General features: G+C 59.9%; 18 protein-coding genes. 5 read left to right on the top strand and 13 right to left on the bottom strand.

Annotation, left to right across the window (positions count from 1 at the left end; genetic code table 11):
• Positions 1–136 precede the first annotated feature (136 nt).
• Both ACNYC6_RS20810 and ACNYC6_RS20805 read right to left on the bottom strand, forming a co-directional pair.
• Positions 137–736, bottom strand: a complete 600-nt coding sequence (locus tag ACNYC6_RS20810; protein ID WP_419708949.1) for an FMN-dependent NADH-azoreductase — start codon at positions 734–736, stop codon at positions 137–139.
• Positions 737–885: 149 nt separating this feature from the next.
• Entirely contained in the window at positions 886–1215 is a 330-nt protein-coding gene (locus ACNYC6_RS20805; protein WP_419708948.1) for a 3-phosphoglycerate kinase, read from the bottom strand.
• A 50-nt stretch (positions 1216–1265) separates the two neighbouring features.
• Between ACNYC6_RS20805 and ACNYC6_RS20800 the strand changes: the two genes are divergently transcribed.
• From ACNYC6_RS20800 to ACNYC6_RS20785, 4 genes are all read left to right on the top strand, one after another.
• Positions 1266–2189, top strand: a complete 924-nt coding sequence (locus ACNYC6_RS20800) for a LysR family transcriptional regulator (protein WP_416129744.1) — start codon at positions 1266–1268, stop codon at positions 2187–2189.
• Between the two features lie 14 nt (positions 2190–2203).
• Positions 2204–3007 (top strand): alpha/beta fold hydrolase, encoded by an 804-nt coding sequence (locus tag ACNYC6_RS20795; RefSeq protein ID WP_419708947.1) that lies wholly within the window; start codon positions 2204–2206, stop codon positions 3005–3007.
• Positions 3008–3010: 3 nt separating this feature from the next.
• On the top strand, positions 3011–3568 hold the full coding sequence (locus tag ACNYC6_RS20790; RefSeq protein ID WP_419708946.1) for a peptidylprolyl isomerase: 558 nt from the start codon (positions 3011–3013) through the stop codon (positions 3566–3568).
• Between the two features lie 93 nt (positions 3569–3661).
• Positions 3662–5494: an ABC transporter ATP-binding protein gene (locus tag ACNYC6_RS20785; RefSeq protein ID WP_419708945.1), complete on the top strand. Its 1833-nt coding sequence runs from the start codon at positions 3662–3664 to the stop codon at positions 5492–5494.
• A 15-nt stretch (positions 5495–5509) separates the two neighbouring features.
• Here ACNYC6_RS20785 and ACNYC6_RS20780 read toward each other — a convergent pair whose 3' ends face one another.
• A complete protein-coding gene (locus ACNYC6_RS20780; RefSeq protein ID WP_419708944.1) occupies positions 5510–6634 on the bottom strand; it encodes a GNAT family N-acetyltransferase in 1125 nt (374 codons plus the stop codon).
• Between the two features lie 282 nt (positions 6635–6916).
• Here ACNYC6_RS20780 and ACNYC6_RS20775 point away from each other — a divergent pair, with 282 nt between their 5' ends.
• Positions 6917–8233 carry a putative porin gene (locus ACNYC6_RS20775; protein ID WP_419708943.1) on the top strand — a complete coding sequence of 439 codons (1317 nt, stop codon included), beginning with the start codon at positions 6917–6919 and terminating at the stop codon, positions 8231–8233.
• A gap of 138 nt (positions 8234–8371) precedes the next feature.
• On the opposite strand, the gene ACNYC6_RS20770 is transcribed toward ACNYC6_RS20775, so the two are convergent.
• The 10 genes from ACNYC6_RS20770 to ACNYC6_RS20725 all read right to left on the bottom strand — a co-directional run bounded on the left by ACNYC6_RS20770 (position 8372) and on the right by ACNYC6_RS20725 (position 16889).
• Positions 8372–9424, bottom strand: a complete 1053-nt coding sequence (locus ACNYC6_RS20770) for an AI-2E family transporter (RefSeq protein ID WP_419708942.1) — start codon at positions 9422–9424, stop codon at positions 8372–8374.
• Positions 9425–9493: 69 nt separating this feature from the next.
• Positions 9494–10300, bottom strand: coding sequence for a DUF4892 domain-containing protein (locus tag ACNYC6_RS20765; RefSeq protein ID WP_419708941.1), 807 nt, complete (start codon positions 10298–10300; stop codon positions 9494–9496).
• A gap of 8 nt (positions 10301–10308) precedes the next feature.
• Positions 10309–10968, bottom strand: a complete 660-nt coding sequence (locus ACNYC6_RS20760) for a glutathione S-transferase family protein (protein ID WP_419708940.1) — start codon at positions 10966–10968, stop codon at positions 10309–10311.
• Positions 10969–11018: 50 nt separating this feature from the next.
• Positions 11019–11873 carry an alpha/beta hydrolase gene (locus tag ACNYC6_RS20755; protein ID WP_419708939.1) on the bottom strand — a complete coding sequence of 285 codons (855 nt, stop codon included), beginning with the start codon at positions 11871–11873 and terminating at the stop codon, positions 11019–11021.
• On the bottom strand, positions 11870–12673 hold the full coding sequence (locus ACNYC6_RS20750) for an alpha/beta fold hydrolase (protein ID WP_419708938.1): 804 nt from the start codon (positions 12671–12673) through the stop codon (positions 11870–11872). Before ACNYC6_RS20750 ends, ACNYC6_RS20755 begins: the two co-directional genes overlap by 4 nt.
• Before the next feature lie 113 nt (positions 12674–12786).
• Positions 12787–13230, bottom strand: coding sequence for a hotdog fold thioesterase (locus ACNYC6_RS20745; protein ID WP_419708937.1), 444 nt, complete (start codon positions 13228–13230; stop codon positions 12787–12789).
• A gap of 32 nt (positions 13231–13262) precedes the next feature.
• Positions 13263–14918 (bottom strand): AMP-binding protein, encoded by a 1656-nt coding sequence (locus tag ACNYC6_RS20740; RefSeq protein ID WP_419708936.1) that lies wholly within the window; start codon positions 14916–14918, stop codon positions 13263–13265.
• 115 nt (positions 14919–15033) lie between these two features.
• Positions 15034–15489, bottom strand: a complete 456-nt coding sequence (gene sixA / locus ACNYC6_RS20735; RefSeq protein WP_419708935.1) for a phosphohistidine phosphatase SixA — start codon at positions 15487–15489, stop codon at positions 15034–15036.
• Entirely contained in the window at positions 15486–15833 is a 348-nt protein-coding gene (locus tag ACNYC6_RS20730) for a DUF4389 domain-containing protein (protein ID WP_419708934.1), read from the bottom strand. The genes sixA and ACNYC6_RS20730 overlap by 4 nt, the downstream gene beginning before the upstream one ends.
• Before the next feature lie 30 nt (positions 15834–15863).
• A complete protein-coding gene (locus ACNYC6_RS20725) occupies positions 15864–16889 on the bottom strand; it encodes an NAD(P)H-dependent glycerol-3-phosphate dehydrogenase (RefSeq protein WP_419708933.1) in 1026 nt (341 codons plus the stop codon).
• Positions 16890–16910: the final 21 nt, after the last annotated feature.

Raw genomic sequence — 16910 nt, 5'->3', positions numbered from 1 at the left:
CCGATCTCGCTAAAGCGTTCAATCGGGCGGCAGCACTCAGGAGCAATAAGTGCAAAGGGAGGTTCGATGCGCGTACAGGCTTGAAGGGTTGCGCCAAGTCACTAGAACATCCGGTGATTATCTGGCGATTAACGGGTCAGGCCACTTGGGAAAGCTTGGCGTTCGCCTGGTTCAGGCCTTTCTCTTGGAAGTCGCCACCCAGGTTCATGCCTTCGGCGTGAATGAACGTCACGTCGTGGATACCGATGAAGCCCATGACCTGACGCAGGTACGGTTCCTGGTGATCCGCAGTGCTACCGGCGTAGATCCCGCCGCGGGCCGTCAGCACGTAGGCGCGCTTGCCGCTCAGCAGACCTTGAGGACCGGTTTCGGTGTACTTGAAGGTGACACCGGCACGCAGCACATGGTCAAGCCAGGCTTTGAGTGTGCTTGGAATCGCGAAGTTGTACATCGGCGCGGCCATCACCAGTACGTCGGCGGCCAGTAGCTCGTCGGTCAACTGATTGGAGCGTTCCAGGGAAAGCTGTTCGATGTCGCTGCGCTGCTCGGCAGGTTTCATCCAGCCGCCCAGCAGGTTGATGTCCAGGTGCGGCACCGGGTTGACGGCGAGGTCACGAACGCTGATCTCGTCTTTCGGGTGTGCGGCTTTCCACTGGTTGATGAAGGTCTGGGTCAGTTGACGGGAAACCGAGTCTTGCTGACGGGCACTGCTTTCGATGATCAGAACGCGGGACATGGGATGTAGCCTCCATCTGAGAATGCTGTAAGTCGATGGAGTGAAGGTTAAACAGTGTCATATCGATGAAAAAGCGCAAATAACTGCTATAACCGATCAATAATTTCGTTTATAAGCGGAGCATGGTCAGTTGCCTGCTCCGCTGGATGTCATTTCGGCTTGCAGGTCATGCTGATGTACAGCTTGATGATTTTGCGGTTGAACTTGGCTGAAAGATCCGCGCTTTTGCCGGCGTCGAGGTTGATCCTGCGAGTCTTCGGCGACTCAGGACCATTGCGAAACACCACCGAGCACTCGGCAGCGGTGTCGCCGTAGTTGTTCACGGTGATGGAACCCATGTCGTAATCGGAAGCGTAGGTCGTGTAGTCGATCTTCAGGCCATTGAGCTCTTTTTGTACGTCGATCGGATAAGCAAACGCCGTCAGTGGCAACATCGCCAGCAGTACAACAGCCGATCTTGAATAAAACAGATTTTTCATTCAGCAGTCTCCAATAAGAACTGCGCAGCTTAGGACAACAGGAGCTCATCATGAAAGCGCCCCGCGTGACCCTTGATCAATGGCGAACGCTTCAGGCCGTGGTTGACCACGGTGGTTTCGCCCAGGCCGCCGAGGCGCTGCACCGCTCGCAATCGTCGGTCAGCTACACCGTGGCGCGCATGCAAGACCAGCTCGGCGTGCCGTTGCTGCGTATCGACGGCCGTAAAGCGGTGCTGACCGAAGCTGGGGGTGTGCTACTGCGCAGGTCTCGGCAATTAGTCAAACAGGCCAGTCAGCTGGAAGACCTGGCCCACCACATGGAACAAGGCTGGGAAGCCGAAGTGCGCCTGGTGGTCGACGCCGCTTACCCGAACGCCCGCCTCGTCCGCGCCCTGACCGCGTTCATGCCGCAAAGTCGAGGCTGTCGCGTGCGTCTGCGCGAAGAGGTGTTGTCGGGCGTGGAAGAAGTATTGCTCGAAGGCGTCGCCGACCTGGCCATCAGCGGTTTCAGTATTCCCGGATATCTGGGGGCGGAGTTGAGCGACGTCGAGTTTGTCGCGGTCGCTCACCCGGAACATCCCCTGCATCGCCTCAACCGCGAATTGAATTTCCAGGACCTGGAAAGCCAACTGCAAGTGGTCATCCGTGACTCCGGGCGCCAGCAACCACGGGACGTCGGCTGGCTCGGTGCTGAACAACGCTGGACCGTCGGCAGCCTGGCCACCGCTGCGACGTTCGTCGGCAGCGGTCTGGGGTTCGCCTGGCTGCCAAGGCACATGATCGAGCGGGAACTCAAGGAAGGCACGCTCAAGCTGCTACCTTTGGATCAGGGCGGCAGCCGCAACCCGAGTTTTTACCTGTATTCGAACAAGGACAAACCGCTCGGTCCGGCAACGCAGATTCTCGTCGAACTGCTGCGCACCTTCGACACCGCCCCACTGGACGCACCGTTCGCCGCCCCTGAACAAGCCTGACACGGAGTGAATGCATGGCCTATTTCGAACACGAAGGTTGCAACCTGCACTATGAGGAATATGGCCACGGGGCGCCGTTGCTGCTGGTCCACGGCTTAGGCTCAAGCACACTGGACTGGGAAAAACAGATCCCCACGCTGGCGGCGCGTTACCGGGTCATCGTCCCGGATGTGCGCGGTCACGGCCGCTCCGACAAACCCCGCGAGCGCTACAGCATCGCCGGTTTCAGCGCCGACCTGATCGCGCTCATGGAGCATCTGAACCTTGGCCCGACACATTACGTAGGACTTTCCATGGGGGGCATGATCGGGTTTCAACTCGGTGTCGATCAGCCCGACCTGCTGAAGAGCCTGTGCATCGTCAACAGCGCGCCCGAGGTCAAATTACGCAGCCGGGACGACTACTGGCAGTGGTTCAAACGCTGGAGCCTGATGCGCGCACTCAGTCTTCGCACCATCGGCAAAGCTCTGGGCGGCAAATTGTTTCCCAAACCCGAACAGGCGGATTTGCGACAAAAGATGGCCGAGCGCTGGGCAAAAAACGACAAACATGCTTATCTCGCCAGCTTCGATGCCATTGTCGGCTGGGGCGTTCAGGAACGACTTTCGAAGGTCACCTGTCCAACCCTCATCGTCAGCGCCGACCGTGACTACACGCCGGTCTCGCTGAAGGAAAACTACGTAAGACTGCTGCCCAATGCGCGGCTGGCAGTGATCGCCGATTCGCGTCATGCCACCCCGCTGGACCAGCCCGAAACTTTCAACCAAACACTGCTCGAGTTCCTCACCGCAGTCGACACCACCACTCAGGATCACTGACCCATGCTGAAAAAAATCGCCCTCGCCGCTGGTTCCGTTCTGTTTGCCGCCAACCTGATGGCTGCAACGCCTGCCAAGGCGCCTCATGTATTGCTGGAAACCACCAACGGCCAGATCGAAATCGAACTGGACCCAGTCAAGGCCCCGATCAGTACCAAGAACTTCCTTGAGTACGTCGACAGCGGCTTCTACAACAACACGATTTTCCACCGCGTAATCCCGGGTTTCATGGTCCAGGGCGGCGGCTTCACCCAACAAATGCAGCAAAAGGACACCAAGGCGCCGATCAAGAACGAGCACAAAAACGGTCTGGTCAACGTCCGTGGCACCTTGTCCATGGCCCGCACCTCGGTACCTGACTCGGCCACCAGCCAGTTCTTCATCAACGTCAAGGACAACGACTTCCTCGACCAAGGTGACGGCTACGCAGTGTTCGGAAAAGTGGTCAAAGGCATGGACGTGGTCGACATCATCGTCAATTCGCCAACCACCGTTCGCAGCGGCATGAAAGACGTGCCGGCTGACCCGGTGTTCATCAAGTCGGCCAAGCGCATCGACTGAGACTAAGCTGGACAGGGATGTCCGAGCCGTTGCAGGTGCTGCCGGCAACGCTCAAACCGTTTAAAGGAGAGCCCGGTCCCGGGCGAAAAAACAATGCTTTATCGCCGTTTTGAAAAACTGATCGACATCTTCCGCGACGCCCCGACAGCCGCTCCACCGGACCGCGTCCTGCCCTTCTACACCTATTACCTCAAGCAGGTCTGGCCGAGTTTTGTCGCCCTGCTGATCGTCGGCCTGTTCGGCGCACTGATCGAAGTGGCGCTGTTCAGCTACCTGAGCCGCATCATCGACCTGGCCCAAGGCACGCCCAACGCCGATTTCTTCAAGGAACACGGCATCGAACTGGCCTGGATGGTGGTCGTCGCGTTGATCCTGCGTCCGGTGTTCGTCGGCCTGCATGACCTGCTGGTGCACCAGACCCTCAGCCCGAGCATGACCAGCCTGATCCGCTGGCAAAACCACAGTTACGTGCTCAAGCAGAGCCTGAATTTTTTCCAGAACGACTTCGCCGGTCGTATCGCCCAACGCATCATGCAAACCGGCAACTCCCTACGCGATTCAGCCGTGCAAGCGGTGGATGCGTTATGGCACGTGCTGATCTACGCGATCAGTTCGCTGGTGCTGTTCGCCGAAGCCGACTGGCGCCTGATGATTCCGCTGCTGACCTGGATCGTCGCCTTCATCAGCGCCCTCTATTACTTCGTACCACGGGTCAAGGATCGCTCGGTGGTTGCTTCCGATGCACGCTCAAAACTCATGGGGCGGATCGTCGATGGCTACACCAACATCACCACCCTGAAGCTGTTCGCCCACACCAATTTCGAACAACAATACGCCCGCGAAGCGATCAAGGAACAAACCGAAAAAGCCCAACTGGCCGGCCGTGTCGTCACCAGCATGGACGTGGTCATCACCAGCATGAACGGTTTGCTGATCGTCGGCACCACCGGCCTGGCCCTGTGGCTGTGGACGCAATCGCTGATCAGCGTGGGCGCCATTGCGCTGGCCACCGGGCTGGTGATCCGCATCGTCAACATGTCCGGCTGGATCATGTGGGTGGTCACCGGCATCTTCGAAAACATCGGCATGGTGCAGGACGGTTTGCAGAGCATTTCGCAGCCGGTCAGCGTGACCGACCGTGACCAGGCCAAACCGTTGACCGTGGCCCGTGGCGAAGTGCGTTTCGAGAACGTGGACTTTCACTACGGCAAGCGCAGCGGGATCATCGGCGGGCTTAACCTGACGATCAAACCGGGTGAGAAGATCGGCCTGATCGGCCCGTCCGGTGCCGGCAAATCGACTTTGGTCAATCTGCTGCTACGCCTCTACGACGTGGAGGGCGGGAAGATTCTCATCGACGGCCAGAACATCGCCGACGTCGGCCAGGAAAGCCTGCGTGAACGCATCGGCATGATTACTCAGGACACGTCCCTGCTGCATCGCTCGATCCGCGACAACCTGCTTTACGGCAAACCCGACGCCACCGACACCGAACTCTGGGAGGCGGTGCACAAGGCTCGGGCCGACGGGTTCATTCCAACGCTTTCGGACGCTGAAGGTCGCATCGGTTTCGATGCTCACGTTGGGGAGCGCGGGGTGAAACTCTCCGGCGGCCAGCGTCAGCGGATCGCCATCGCCCGCGTGCTGCTCAAGGATGCACCGATCCTGATCATGGACGAAGCCACGTCGGCACTGGACTCGGAAGTCGAAGCGGCAATTCAGGAAAGCCTGGAAACCCTGATGCAGGGCAAAACCGTGATCGCCATCGCCCACCGACTCTCGACCATTGCCCGGATGGACCGGCTGGTGGTGCTGGAGAACGGCAAGATCGCCGAAACCGGTAGTCATGCCGAATTGTTGGCCCTCGGCGGCTTGTATGCGCGGTTGTGGCTGCATCAGACGGGTGGGTTTGTCGGGATAGATTGAACCGCGGTCTTTGCTTTATTGCTGCCGATAAGGCAGCACGGTCCTCGCTTCCTCGGCATACGCCAGCACACCCGATCGTTCCTGCTGAAGGAAGTCTTTGACCGCCGCTTTCAGGCCGGGATGGCGCAGGTAATGCCAAGAATGAGTGATTACCGGCTCGAACCCGCGAATCAACTTGTGCTCACCCTGGGCGCCGGCATCGAAACGCTGCAAACCATTGGCAATCGCATAGTCCATTCCCTGGTAGAAACACGTCTCGAAATGCAGACGATCGAACTCCGCCAGGCATCCCCAGTAGCGCCCGTAAAAGCTGTCGCCGCCCACCAGACTGAAGGCCATCGCCACCGGCCGTGAGCCTTGTTTGGCCAACACCACGCGAATCGACTGCGGCATGCGTTCGGCCAGCAGGCTGAAAAATTCGCGCGTCAGATAAGGTGTTTGCCTACGCACGGCGTAGGTATTGGCGTAGCAGGCATAGACAAAATCCCACTGTGCCTGGGTCAGCGCCTGCCCTTCCAGCCATTCGAACTCGAAGCCCTGCCCCGCCACCTGCTCACGTTCCTTGCGCATCTGTTTGCGCTTGCGCGAACTCAGTACATCGAGGAAATCCTGAAAGTCGCGATAGCCGCGATTTTGCCAGTGATACTGGCAACCGATGCGTTGCAACCAGCCCGGTTGTTCGGCCAATGCGGCATCTGTGAACGGGTCAGTGAAGTTGATGTGGGCACTGGAGAGTTGTTCGATTTCCAGATAACCCGGCAGACTTTTCAGTAACTCGAAACCGTCCTCGACCCTGTTTGCCAGCAATCGCGGACCGCTGACCGGACTGAACGGTACGGCAGTCAGGAGCTTGGGGTAATAATCGATTCCGGCACGTTCGCAGGCATCGGCCCAACCGTGGTCGAACACGTATTCGCCGTAGGAATGCCACTTGCGATAGCTGGGCAATGCGGCGATCAAGCGATCCCCTTCGACGTGCAGCAAATGCTCGGGTTGCCAGCCCGAATGCGGCCCGACACTGCCGCTGTCTTCCAGTGCACTCAGAAAGGCGTGGCTCAGAAACGGCTGATTCTCGGGCACCAGCGCGTCCCACGTTTGCGGGGCGATTTCAGACAGACTTTGCAGGCGTTGCAACGGCATCACCGTCCTCACTCTTCTTGGCGTGAAAGCCCCGCGAGTATCGCCGATTGCTCCCGGATGCACACGATCAATTCGACGACAGCGCTCTAACTCAATAGTTCGCGACGACTTTGTATCGTCACCGACATGCCATCACATTGCCACTGCACTGTAATAAACCATCGCGATACTGGCGCCTGTTTTTAGAGCGTCGAGTTCTAACTCGGCCACTGTTTTCCGTCCATCACTGGTCGGTTGTGCCCTGGATGGCTCAGCCATCCACTCTCATCTTCGGAGATTGATATGCGTCTTGCTTCCACGAAAACTGCGGCGGCCCTGTGTGGTGGCCTGCTGCTGGCCATGAGTGTTCCAGCCAGCGCCGCAGTCGACGCCAAACTGCTCGACATGCTCAAAGCTAACGGCTCGATTACCAACGCGCAGTACAGCGAACTGCAAGCCGAGCTGGCCAGGGATCAGAAAGACCAGCAAATTGCCCGTCAGGCTCAACAAGAGACCAACGAGCAAATCGCCGCAACTGCGAAGAAAACCAACGAACTGAGCACCTTCGACCAAAAACTGGCGTGGGCTGCCAAGACCCAGTTCAAGGGTGACGTGCGCTTCCGTCAGGAAAACGTCCACAACGATGGCGTTTCGAACAACAAAGACCAGGATCGTCAGCGCATTCGTGCCCGCCTGGGTGCCTACACCGAAATCAACCCGCAGGTCGACACCGGTATCCGTATCGCCACCGGCAACAACGACGACGCGCGCTCCACCAACCAGAGCCTGGACAACTACTTCGACAAGAAGCAGATTTGGCTGGACCAGGGTTACGTCGACTACCACCCGGACGCCATCAAGAACCTGCACATTGTTGGCGGCAAGATGCCTCAGCAATGGGTGAGCATGGGCGACGTGATCTGGGATAGCGACATCAGCCCGGAAGGTCTGTCCCTCTCGTACAAGTACCCGCTGAGCGGCAGCACCGAGCTGTTCGGTAGCGCTGGTCACTACACCCTCAAGGACAACGTCGACGGCGACGGCGTGCAGTTCAAGCACGACCTGCGTCTGTACGCCGGTCAATTGGGCGCGCGCTTTGGCATCACCGACAATCTGAAACTGACTCTGGGCGGCAGCGTCTACGGTTACGACAACGACAACGACATCGCCCCGGGCGGCACCACCATTCCTGCCGCACTGGCGGTTAACGGCAACAGCCCGAATGAACAGTTCAAGCTGTTCGAAGGCTTTGGTCAACTCGACATCGGCGGCCTGCCAATGCCGCTCTCGCTGTACGGTCAGTACGTCAACAACGACGATGCCAGCAACGATCAGGACACTGCCTGGCTGGCCGGTGTGAAGACCAAGGTCTACGGCTTCGCGATCGACTACAACTACCGCGACGTGCAGCGTAACGCCGTGGTTGGCGCATTCACCGACTCCGACTTCGCCAACGGTTTCACCGGTTCGCGCGGCAGCAAGTTGAAAGTGAGCTACGAGCTGGACAAGAACTTCAACCTCGGCGCGACGTACTTCATGGCTAACTCTGACTACACCAACGCCACCCTCAAGGACTCCGACATCAACACCCTGCAACTGGATGCTGAAGCGAAGTTCTGATTTACCCTGCTACACGACCCGGGCAAGGAGGCCCGGGGCGCTTTTACAACCTGGCGTTGGTCTGACGGTCCCCATCATCCGTCCGCCGGATCAACGCGAGTCTGTTTTCCAGCGCTACCGCATAATTCCCCTCTACATTCAGCGACGGTCTTCGACCCGAGCCTGACTCTTGCTCCAGTCGGTCAACAGGCTGTATGCCACCGCCAGTAACGTCGGACCGATAAACAGGCCGATAAAGCCGAACGCAATCAACCCGCCAAACACCCCTAGCAGCACGATGACCAACGGCAAGTTGCCGCCGCGACTAATCAGGTACGGCTTGAGCACGTTGTCCACGCCACTGATGATGAAGGTGCCCCAGATGCCGAGGAATATCGCCATCCCGTACTCACCTTTCCAGGCCAGCCAGGCCGTGGCCGGAACCCAAACCAGAGGGGGCCCCATGGGAATGAGGCTGAGCAGGAACGTGACGATGCCGAGCACCAGGGCCCCCGGTACACCGGCAATCAGGAAACCGATCAGCGCGAGCACGGCCTGAGCCGCCGCCGTGCCGATCACCCCGTTCACTACTCGCTGCACCGTGCCCGCCACCAATTCAATGTAGTAGCCGGCACGCTTGCCGATCAGGCGTTCGAGCAAGGCATGGACAAACGCCGCCAGCCGTGGCCCGTCACGATAGAAAAAGAACACGAAGACGATGCTCAACGTGAGCTCGAGAATACCGCCGCCAATCTGCGCACTGCGCGCCAGCAGCCAGTTGCCGACCTGGCCGAAATAAGGCTTGAGCGACACCATCATCGCCGCGCCCTGCTGATCGACGCTGTTCCAGATCCCCACCAAGCGACCGCCCACCAATGGAATGCCGCCCAGCCAGTCCGGTGCTTCCGGCAGGCCATCGACCTGCACATCCTTGATGAACGCCGTGGCGTCACGTACATGGTCCGCCAGGTTGAATCCCAGCCACACCAGCGGCGCGGCCACCAATACCATCCAGCCCACGGTCAACAGGGCTGCCGCCAGCGATTCGCGGCCATTGAGCCAGCGGGTCAGCAGGCGCATCAACGGCCAACTGGCGAACGCCAGCACCGCGCCCCAGAACAACGCCGACCAGAACGGCGCCATCACCCAAAAGCTCGCGCCAAACAGCACCAGGAGCAGGATCTGCACCAACAGCCGATCGTTATTGATCATCCAAGGTCTCGAAAAAATCAGTCGTCAAAAGAATAGGCGAACGCAACGCGCACGTTCGCCGGATACAGCCTAGCGCAACAGCTCGATGTGCAGGCCAGAGCCTTCGACGCTACCGGTTTCCATCCGCGCCGCACGCACACCCTGGTCGATCAGCGCCTGACGCCAGGCTTCGGCATTCGGCCCGGAAATGCTGACCCGCAACGTGGTGTCCAGGTTCAGGCCACGGGAGATCAAGCGCAGCCAGGTCTCATCCGGCGCCTCAGTCAATTTGGGGAAGTCGAGCTCGCCGGTGCTTTTGAGTTCGCGCAGCAAGGTCGCGGAGGTCGGCAGCAAATCGCCCAGCGGTGCGGCCGCCTCGAACTGTTCGACGTGCAGGTAAGCTTTGCGATTCCCGCGGGTGATGCTGTAAAGCGCCACCAGCGTGTTGTCTTTCGGTGCCGCCAGGCGCAATAGCAGGTACGCCTGCTCATTGTCGGAGCCGTAGAGTTTGGCGTTGCCGAATACTTCGTTGGCCCACAGGCTGCTCTCGCCACAATCCCGGGCCTGGCACCAGAACAGCAACTGCGCGTCCTGCTTTTGCAAGGCTTCGCGCGCAGAGGTGAAGGCCTGGGTTGCCGATTGCTCCGGCGGCAGTTCGTACGTCACCGACGTCGCAGTGCCACGGGCGCTGACCTGGCCATCAAAGCGCAACTGGCCGCTGATTTTGCGGATCGAACCCAGCGGGTAAATCCGCTCGAGTTCGACCGCCGGACGATAGTCGACGATCTGCGCATCGACCATGCGCGGCACGATCGGCAGGTCCTGGCTGCCTGGAATATCAGCGGCGAACAACAAGGGACTGAAACTGCACAGTGCCAGCAGACTGAGGGAACGCATCGATAGACTCATCGGATCAGCATGGCCTGGGCACCCTTGACGACACTGGCTTCATCGGCGCGTTGCGGCACCTGTAAACCACGCTGCACAGCAGGCCGGGCCTCCATGGTCGCCATCCAGCGTTGCAACGCCGTCAGGCCTTCCACCGACACTCCGGACCACTCATGACCACGCACCCACGGGAAGGTCGCGATGTCGGCGATGCTGTACTCACCGGCCAGAAACTCGACGGTTTGCAGGCGCGTGTCGAGCACTTCGTAGAGGCGACGGGTTTCATGCTGGTAACGGTCGATGGCGCCCTGGAGTTTTTCAGGGAAGTAACGGAAAAACACGTTGGCCTGGCCCTGCATCGGGCCGATGCCGCCCATCTGGAACATCAGCCACTGCAAGACCACCGAGCGCCCCTTGGGATCGGTTGGCATCAACTTGCCGGTCATTTCAGCGAGATAAATCAGGATGGCGCCGGACTCGAACACGGCAAAATCGCCATTGGCGCGGTCGACAATCGCCGGAATCCGGCCATTGGGGTTGATCTTGAGGAAGTCCTCGGACTTCTGTTCCTTATTGTCGAAACTCAAGGCATGCACCGTGTAGGGCAAGCCGAGTTCCTCGAGCACGATAGAGACCTTGTGGCCATTCGGGGTCGCAGCAGTGTACAGATCTATCATGGTTGTCTCCCATTTCAACCCGCCCAGCCTCGACAGTTGCCCGGTGCAAGTCAAGGAATGGCGAAAAACCGATTGAAACAGTCTGCGACAAGGTCGGCACCGGACTCGTCATTCAGGTGCAAATGATGGCCGCCTGGCAGCTGTTCACGGCTAAAGGGTAGACGCTCCAGCAATTCAGGATGTTTGGCGAGCATGCCGTCGGCGGCAACCACCAGTTTTGCCGGACAACTGATGCGTTGCACGAAGGCCATCGCCTGTTCGGCGGTAAGACGCAGCGGCGACGGCAATGTCAGGCGATTGTCGGTGCGCCAGGTGTAACCGCCCGGCACCGGCATCAAGCCTCGTTGAGCCAGCAGTTCGGCGGCTTCGCGACTGACGGCCACCAAACCTTTCATGCGCGCTTCAATGGCTCGGTCGAGGGTGGGGTAAACCGGTTTGCGTTTTTCCCGCAGATCCAGCTGCGCCTGAAGGGCCATGCCCATTCGCTCGGCAGCATTTTCGCCTTTGTCTGTAGGAGGAATCACCCCATCGATCAACGCCAGATGGGTGACACGCTCCGGCAGCGAGCCGGCGATGATCAGCGAAGCGATCGCGCCCATGGAGTGCCCCAACAGCGCAAATCGCTGCAATCCAAGCTGTTCGGCGACTTGCAGCACATCATGGGCATAGTCCCACATGGCGTAACCCGCGCCGGGCGGGCGATGCCCGGAATGACCGTGCCCGGCCATGTCCAGCGCGATGATGCGCAGGCCTTTGAGCTTTGGCGCCAGCCGGACGAAGCTGTTGGCGTTGTCGAGCCAGCCATGCAGGGCAATTACCGGCAAACCGTCTTCGGGACCGAACAGATGCGCCGCCAACTCAATGTGCGGCAGGCTCAGGCGCACTTCTTCGACAACGTTGCTCATGCGCAATCCTGTTGATGACCGTCCCAGCGGCTGAACAGGTTTTTCAGCATTGCGGCAGTGTCCTGCGGACGTTCCAGGGGAAACATGTGGCCGCCGGGTATGGTCAGGGCCTCGCCCAACGGCATGCGCCCGACGGAACTGGCGTGATGGCGCATCACCACCCGACTCTGGTGCCCACGCACCACCGCCAGCGGTACTTTCAACTGACGGGCGCGGCCAGGGCTGGTGTGCGGCACGCCACGGTAAATGCTGATCTCCGTGGCGGGGTCGAAGCGCAGGCGAAGTTTGTCGCCTACCTTGTGCAAACCGTATTGCAGGTAGGCGTCGAAGCATTCCGGATCGAAACCGCGAAACAGGGTTTTGCCGGCGAAATAGCGACGGGCGCTTTCGAGATCGGCGAACTCTTCCCGCCGCCCCAGGGTACGGCCAGCAGGCGTCAATCTATCGATGAAACCAAAACGCTTGGCTGCGCGGATCACCCATTGATCGGCACGGGTCAACACCGGCGAATCGAGCATGACCACCCCGCGATACAGCTCGGGGCAACGCAACGCTGCGTGCAGGTGCAGGACGCCGCCGAAGGAATGGCCGACACCCCACACCGGCTCGGGTTGCTGCCTGAGATGATGGATCAGCTCGTCCACCAGGTTGTACCAGTTGTCGTCCGCCGGGAAACGCGGGTCATGAGCGTGCTGCTCCAGATGCGTCACCTGATACTCGGGCGCCAGCGCCGCGAACAATTTGCCGTAGGTGCCCGAAGGGAAACCATTGGCGTGGGCGAAAAATATCTGTTGCGACATACCGGCAAATCCATGAGCGAGAACAGGCGTTGATTGTCCGTAAGACCGCGTCCTGCAGCAATGACCGTAACTGACAGGAATGATGACAGTCCGGTCAAAGCTATGGGCCGCCTTCAGCGTGCCGGCGGCGTCTCACCCAGCGGCACCACCGCCATGGTCAGCCGCGATACGCAACTGGCCTTGCCTTCATCGCTGGTCAGACGGATGTCCCAGACATGGGTCGTGCGCCCGATGTGAATCGGCTTGGCCACGGCTGTCACCCGGCCGCTGCGCAGGCCGCGCAAGTGGTTGGCGTTGATTTCCAGCCCTACGCAGTAAAATTTGCTGGCATCGATGCACAGGTAACTGGCCATGGAGCCGACGCTTTCGGCCAGCACCACCGACGCACCGCCGTGCAACAAGCCGTAAGGCTGGTGGGTACGGTGGTCGATGACCATGCTCGCGGTCAGGGATTCTTCATCGAAGGCTTCGAAGCGAATATCCAGGACTTCACCGATGGTGTTTTTCTGGATTGCGTTCAACTGTTCGATGTTGGGAGTGGTGCGCCACAGACTCATCGCAGATGTTCCTTGTTGGTTTTATTCGTGCCTCAATCCTGCCACAGCACCGCTTCGTTGCGCTCGCTCCATTCTTCGAAGCGGGCGCCGTAGGCCGCTTCGATCACGTTGCGCTTGATCTTCAAGGTCGGCGTGAGGAAGCCGTTATCCACGGCCCAGCTGTCCTTGACCACCACCAGACGCCGCAGGCGCTCGTGCTTGTCGAGGGCGCTGTTGACCTCCTCCAGCAGCTTTTCCAGGCTGGAATGCAACCCTGCCCTCGCCTCCTGTTGCCCAACGGCAGACAGTACGCACAACCCCAGCGGCGCACTCAAGCCGTCGCCGACCACGCACACCTGTTCGATACGCGAGTGCACCGCCAGGCGATTCTCAATCGGTGCCGGCGCCACATATTTGCCTTTGCTGGTCTTGAAGATTTCCTTCAGGCGCCCGGTCAGGCGCAGGTTGCCTTCGGCGTCTTCTTCGCCCTTGTCGCCGGTCCGCAGGAAACCGTCCTCGGTGATGGTGTCAGCGGTTTTCTGCGGTTCCTTGAAGTAGCCAAGCATGGTCGCGCCGCTGCGCACCATGACCTCGCCCGACTCATCGATGCGGACCTCGACTTCCGGGCAAGGCTTGCCGATCCAGCCGGGTTTGTTCTGCCCCGGCAGGCAAATGTGCGAATAGCCGCAACTTTCGGTCATGCCGTAGACCTCCAGCACGTCCAGCCCGAGCTTGCGGTACCACAGCAGCAAGCTCAGCGGCACCGGCGCGGCTCCCGACAGCGCCACGCGCAAGGCATCGAGCCCCAGCCCGGCGAGAACTTTATGCCCAACCCGCTTGCCGACAATCGGCAGGCCCAGCAGGAAGTCGAGACGTTTTGCCGGGATCTTGCCGTACACGCCCATCTGAAACTTGGTCCAGATACGCGGCACGCCAAACAGTGCCGTGGGCCGGGCTCGCCGCAAATCGTCCAGGAAGGTGTCGAGGCTTTCAGCAAAAAATACGGTTTGCCCGGTATAGATCGACGCCAGTTCAACGAACATCCGCTCGGCCACGTGACACAGCGGCAGATACGAGAGCAATCGATCCGACTCATTGAGGCCGAACAACTGCGTGCCGCGCGTGGTGGCGAAACCCAGATTGCCGAAGCTGTGCATCACGCCTTTGGGCATGCCGGTGGTGCCGGAGGTGTAGATGATGGTTGCCAGTTGATCGGCGCCGGGCTTGGGGTCGTCCTGGATCGGCGAACTGCGTTGCAGATTATCCCAGCTGAAATTGAAGGTGCCCGGCGGATGCAGCGGCAGGCTGATCGTCGGCAGATCGGGATTGACCCCGCGAGACATGCCGGGCCAATCGTCGAGCTTGCCGATAAACGCCAGCGCCGCTTCCGAATGTTCCAGCACCTGGGCCACGGATTCGGCCGTGAGATTGGGGTACAGCGGCACCGAAACATGCCCGGCCATCCAGATCGCCAGGTCGGCGATGATCCAGTGCGCACAGTTTTTCGAGATGAGGGCGATGTGACTGCCTTGGGGCAATTCCCGCGCCCGCAACCAATGCGCGGCACAGCGAGCCTGATGACCGACGTCGGCCCAGGTCAGGGTCTCGACGTGCCCACCGCCGATGGGCTGAACCAAAAAGCGCTGGCGCGGATGGCGGGCCTCACGCTCGTAGAAAACGTCCAGCGGCAAACGAAAAGCAGCAGACATGCGACTCGCTCCTTTGTTTTTGGTCTGGAGCAAGCGTAGCTAACCAAGCAAGTGCTTGGTTAGCTATTTTGTACGATTTTTTCAAACCCCACGGTTGATCGGGGGCGTATTCGGGTTAGGGATGTTTGATGCTGTCGAGCTTCATTGAGCCGACCAGCAATTCATCACCCTTGAGCTCCGCCAGCCCGGCAGTGCTGACCCTTTCCGGCGGGTGCCCGGCGCCATGTTGCAGGTAGCTCAGCAGATTCCCCACCAGCGGGTTGTGGCTGACCAGCAGCACGTCGCTCACCGCCACCATCTGTTCGGCCACCTTGTCCGGCTCGGTGTCCGGCGTCAGCCATTCGACGGTGCGGATTTCCGGCTCGAAACCCAACGTCTCGCGCACCAGTTGCGCCGTCTGCTGCGCACGTAAGTAGGGGCTGGCGTAGATCGCCGTCAGTGGCTGCCCCATCAACTGCGCCGCGCTACTGAGCACTTCCTTGCGACCGTGGTCTGTCAGTTCCCGCTCCGAATCGTGAGGGCGAGATCCGTGTGGCACCGCTTCACCATGACGCAATACCCAGATTTTCATAGCTTGGGTTCCTCATCTCGGGCCGGATGCGGCGCTGGCGCCACAGCGTGCGGCACTTCACCTTCCGGCGTACGCGGCGTTGGCCAATCGGCAAACGGCCAGGGTTTCTGGTCGCTGTGAAAACTGCCGAAACGACCGATCTGCGCCAGGAACTGGCTCAGACTGTCGCCGAAGTTCATCAGGCTGGCGCTCGGAGCGCCATAAATCAAACGATAGATCAACTGCACCAGCACCACGGCGCCCAGGATGAATTGCGCCACTTGCCAGACCAGCACAAAGACGCTCATCCACAGCACCCGCAGCAAAATGGATTCGTACTTGGCTTCTACTTTCTGATCGTTCATGTCTCGCTCCGTTCCAGTTAAGTCGTGGGCTCAGTTGAAACCGCTGGTGGAAATAAAGTCGACGTCGGTCTTCGGCTCGCCGCGCATCAACAGCCCGATCACCTGCTCAAGCGTGCGCCCTTCAAACAGGATCGCGTGCAGCCCGGCGACCAGCGGCATGTACACACCGACCTCCTGGGACTTGGCTTTGAGCACCTTGAGGGTGTTCACGCCTTCGGCCACTTCGCCCAGACGATTGACCGCCTCGTCCAGGCTCAAACCCTGGCCGAGGGCAAACCCGACCTGATAGTTGCGGCTTTTCGGCGACGAGCAAGTCACGATCAAATCGCCCACGCCCGCCAGGCCCAGGAAGGTCATCGGGTTGGCGCCCTGATTCACCGCGAAGCGGGTCATTTCCGCCAGCGCCCGGGTGATCAGCATGCTCTTGGTGTTCTCGCCCATGTCCAGCGCCACCGCCATGCCGGCAATGATCGCGTAGACGTTTTTCAATGCGCCGCCCAACTCCACGCCGAAACGATCGGCGCTGGCATAAACGCGAAAGGTGCGACCATGCAGAACGGCCTGGACACGTTCGCAGAGTTCTTCGTCTTCACTGGCGACCACCGTGGCGGTCAGCGCATGTTCGGCGATCTCACGGGCCAGGTTCGGCCCGGACAGCACGCCAATGCGCGCTTGCGGGGCGATCTCTTCGAGGATCTGGCTCATCAGTTTGAAGGTCTGGGCTTCGATGCCTTTGGTCAGGCTCACCAGCATTTTGCCGCACAGCAATTCGGCGTGCGGGGCCAACACAGAACGCAACGCGCTGGACGGCAGTGCGACGAAACTCAGGTCGCAGGCTTGCAGGGTCGCTTGCAGGTCGGTGACCGGGGTTACGCCGGGCAGAATCTTGATGCCTTTGAGGTAACGCGGGTTTTCGCGATTGACCCGAATGGCCTCGGCCTGTTCGGGATCACGCATCCACTGCAGGACCTGATGGCCGTTCTCGGCCAGCAGATTTGCCACGGCGGTACCAAAACTTCCGCCTCCCAGGACCGCAATCGGGCGCTGTTCAGTCATATGCAATCCGTTAATCCATAC

The sequence above is a fragment of the Pseudomonas sp. NFX224 genome (assembly GCF_048565165.1).
Classification (GTDB): Bacteria; Pseudomonadota; Gammaproteobacteria; order Pseudomonadales; family Pseudomonadaceae; genus Aquipseudomonas.
Note: the sequence above shows the minus strand (reverse complement) of the source record. Positions and strands in the feature narration are given on the sequence as shown.

Excerpts from the sequence above, each read along its gene's own strand:
- ACNYC6_RS20745 (WP_419708937.1), bottom strand. The coding sequence starts at position 13,230 with ATGAGTCTGTGGCGCACCACTCCCAACATCGAACAGTTGAACGCAATC.
- ACNYC6_RS20755 (WP_419708939.1), bottom strand. The coding sequence starts at position 11,873 with ATGAGCAACGTTGTCGAAGAAGTGCGCCTGAGCCTGCCGCACATTGAG.
- sixA (WP_419708935.1), bottom strand. The coding sequence starts at position 15,489 with ATGAAAATCTGGGTATTGCGTCATGGTGAAGCGGTGCCACACGGATCT.
- ACNYC6_RS20790 (WP_419708946.1), top strand. The coding sequence starts at position 3,011 with ATGCTGAAAAAAATCGCCCTCGCCGCTGGTTCCGTTCTGTTTGCCGCC.
- ACNYC6_RS20805 (WP_419708948.1), bottom strand. The coding sequence starts at position 1,215 with ATGAAAAATCTGTTTTATTCAAGATCGGCTGTTGTACTGCTGGCGATG.
- ACNYC6_RS20730 (WP_419708934.1), bottom strand. The coding sequence starts at position 15,833 with ATGAACGATCAGAAAGTAGAAGCCAAGTACGAATCCATTTTGCTGCGG.
- ACNYC6_RS20725 (WP_419708933.1), bottom strand. The coding sequence starts at position 16,889 with ATGACTGAACAGCGCCCGATTGCGGTCCTGGGAGGCGGAAGTTTTGGT.
- ACNYC6_RS20795 (WP_419708947.1), top strand. The coding sequence starts at position 2,204 with ATGGCCTATTTCGAACACGAAGGTTGCAACCTGCACTATGAGGAATAT.
- ACNYC6_RS20785 (WP_419708945.1), top strand. The coding sequence starts at position 3,662 with ATGCTTTATCGCCGTTTTGAAAAACTGATCGACATCTTCCGCGACGCC.
- ACNYC6_RS20775 (WP_419708943.1), top strand. The coding sequence starts at position 6,917 with ATGCGTCTTGCTTCCACGAAAACTGCGGCGGCCCTGTGTGGTGGCCTG.
- ACNYC6_RS20750 (WP_419708938.1), bottom strand. The coding sequence starts at position 12,673 with ATGTCGCAACAGATATTTTTCGCCCACGCCAATGGTTTCCCTTCGGGC.
- ACNYC6_RS20810 (WP_419708949.1), bottom strand. The coding sequence starts at position 736 with ATGTCCCGCGTTCTGATCATCGAAAGCAGTGCCCGTCAGCAAGACTCG.
- ACNYC6_RS20765 (WP_419708941.1), bottom strand. The coding sequence starts at position 10,300 with ATGCGTTCCCTCAGTCTGCTGGCACTGTGCAGTTTCAGTCCCTTGTTG.
- ACNYC6_RS20780 (WP_419708944.1), bottom strand. The coding sequence starts at position 6,634 with ATGCCGTTGCAACGCCTGCAAAGTCTGTCTGAAATCGCCCCGCAAACG.
- ACNYC6_RS20800 (WP_416129744.1), top strand. The coding sequence starts at position 1,266 with ATGAAAGCGCCCCGCGTGACCCTTGATCAATGGCGAACGCTTCAGGCC.
- ACNYC6_RS20770 (WP_419708942.1), bottom strand. The coding sequence starts at position 9,424 with ATGATCAATAACGATCGGCTGTTGGTGCAGATCCTGCTCCTGGTGCTG.
- ACNYC6_RS20740 (WP_419708936.1), bottom strand. The coding sequence starts at position 14,918 with ATGTCTGCTGCTTTTCGTTTGCCGCTGGACGTTTTCTACGAGCGTGAG.
- ACNYC6_RS20760 (WP_419708940.1), bottom strand. The coding sequence starts at position 10,968 with ATGATAGATCTGTACACTGCTGCGACCCCGAATGGCCACAAGGTCTCT.